Annotated in this window: 2 protein-coding genes; both read right to left on the bottom strand. The window is 75.1% G+C overall.

Annotated elements, in window-relative coordinates:
* Positions 1 to 718 (bottom strand): transcription antitermination factor NusB (locus G3I65_RS48765; protein WP_309236049.1); only part of this gene is annotated, 718 nt, incomplete at its 3' end.
* Positions 715 to 1,641, bottom strand: coding sequence for a methionyl-tRNA formyltransferase (gene fmt, locus G3I65_RS48760; protein ID WP_160702398.1), 927 nt, complete (start codon positions 1,639 to 1,641; stop codon positions 715 to 717). The genes G3I65_RS48765 and fmt, both read right to left, overlap by 4 nt.
* Between the last annotated feature and the right edge of the window lie 322 nt (positions 1,642 to 1,963).

Genomic DNA, 1,963 nt, shown 5'->3' with positions numbered 1-1,963 from the left:
ACGGCGCCGGGTCGCCGCCGGTGATCGCGGCGAGCTCGTCGGCGCTGATCTCGCCGGGCCGGGCGACGAGGTGCACCTCGGGCCGCGCGTCGTCGGCTTCGAGCGCGGCCTTGAGCCCGGCGCCCTTGTCCCCCAGCGCTTCGGCGAACGAGCGGGCGATCCAGCGCGGGTGCGCGGTCCGCAGCGCGTAGGCCCCGATCGGGTCGGCACCCTCGTCCGGCGCGAGCTCGTCGAGCCACGCCGCTTCGTCCTTTTCGGACACCTTGCGCATGATCGCGTTGGCGAACCCCGTTGCCCACGAACCGGCTTCCGCCCGGACGAGGTCCACAGTGGACGTCACGGCGGCGTGCTCGGGGATACGCGTGCGCAGCAGCTGGTAGGCGCCGAGGCGCAGCGCGTCGAGCACCGCGGGGTCGGTCTGCGAGAGCGGGCGCTCGGCGCAGGCGTCGATCACGGCGTCGAGCAGGCCCTGGGCCCGCGAAGCGCCGTACGCGAGTTCGGTGGCCAGCGCGGCGTCGCGGCCGGTGATCCGCCGCTCGCGCAGCAGGTCCGGCAGGACGAGGTTGGCGTAGGCGTCCTTGGTCCGCACGGCGGCGAGGACGTCGAACGCGGCCTGCCGCGCCGGGTCCACCGACGGCGGGCGGCGCGGGCCTTCCTTGCGCGGTGCCGGACGGCCCCGTTGCGGCCGTGACGGACGTCGTTCCCTGTGGTCGTTCACCGGAGGCGCTCTCCCTGGTCGATCCTCGTACCGCGCGCCCAGTCGGTGGCCGCCATCCGTTTCTTGCCGGGTGCCTGGACTTCGCCGAGCCGCAGCGGCTTCGTCGCCGTCCCGACCAGCACCCGTTTGCGTTCGACCACGATCTCGCCCGGCGGCGGGCCGGGTTCGTCGAGCACCGTGACCGGGCCGAGCTTGAACCGCTCGCCGCGGAACTCCGCCCACGCACCCGGGTCCGGCGAGACCGACCGGATCTGCCGGTCGACCGCCGACGCCGGGTCCGCGAAGGACACCCGCGCGTCCTCGACGGTCACCTTCGGCGCGTAGCTGACGCCCTCGGCGGGCTGCTCGCGCGCGACCAGGCTGCCGTCGGCGAGACCGTCCATGGTGGACAGCAGCAGCTTCGCCCCGGACTCCGCGAGCCGCCCGAGCAGCCCGCCCGCCGTGTCGGTCGACCCGATGGCCTCGGTGACGACGCCGTAGACGGGGCCCGCGTCCAGCTCCTTGACGATCCGGAAGGTCGAGGCCCCGGTGATCTCGTCCCCGGCGCGGATCGCGGCCTGCACCGGCGCGGCGCCCCGCCACGCGGGCAGCAGCGAGAAGTGCAGGTTCACCCAGCCGAGCCGCGGGATGTCGAGCGCGGCCTGCGGCAGCAACGCTCCGTAAGCGACAACCGGGCAGGCATCCGGCGCGAGCTCGGTGAGCCGGGCGAGGAAGGCCGGATCGCTCGCGCGCGCCGGCGTGAGGACCTCGATGCCGTGCTCGTCGGCGAGCTCACCGACCGGCGAACGCACGACGCGGCGACCGCGCCCGGCCTGCGCATCGGGACGGGTGACGACCGCGACGACCTCGTGCCGCCCGGAGTCGAGCAGGGCGCGCAGCGCGGGAACCGCCGGTTCGGGCGTGCCGGCGAAGACGAGCTTCATCGGCCCACCCCCGGCGGGAGCGGGGATTCAGGTGGCTGGAACATCGGTGCCGAGTCTAGAAGGCCCGCTTCAGCAGGGCGCGCTCAGCTCGGGCCTGGTTGTCCACAGCGCGGCGGTGCTGTGGACAACCGGGCCCTGGGGGTGCGGTTTCCCGGCTTTTCGTCGGGGGGTGGCGATAGGCTGGACAAGGGCACGCCCCCCAGGGAGGGCGGGGGCTGCTGCCGGCGGGGGCTGCGCTACCAGCGCGTCGGCCACACCACCTGCGCCGCCCCGGTCCCGCGCCGCACCGGTTCCGCCGCCGCCAGCCAGCGGCCGTCGCGCA

The organism is Amycolatopsis sp. SID8362 (assembly GCF_010550475.1).
GTDB classification, from domain to species: Bacteria; Actinomycetota; Actinomycetes; order Mycobacteriales; family Pseudonocardiaceae; genus Amycolatopsis; species Amycolatopsis eburnea.
The sequence above is the reverse complement of the archived record's forward strand: the minus strand, read 5'-3'. Positions and strand labels throughout refer to the sequence as shown.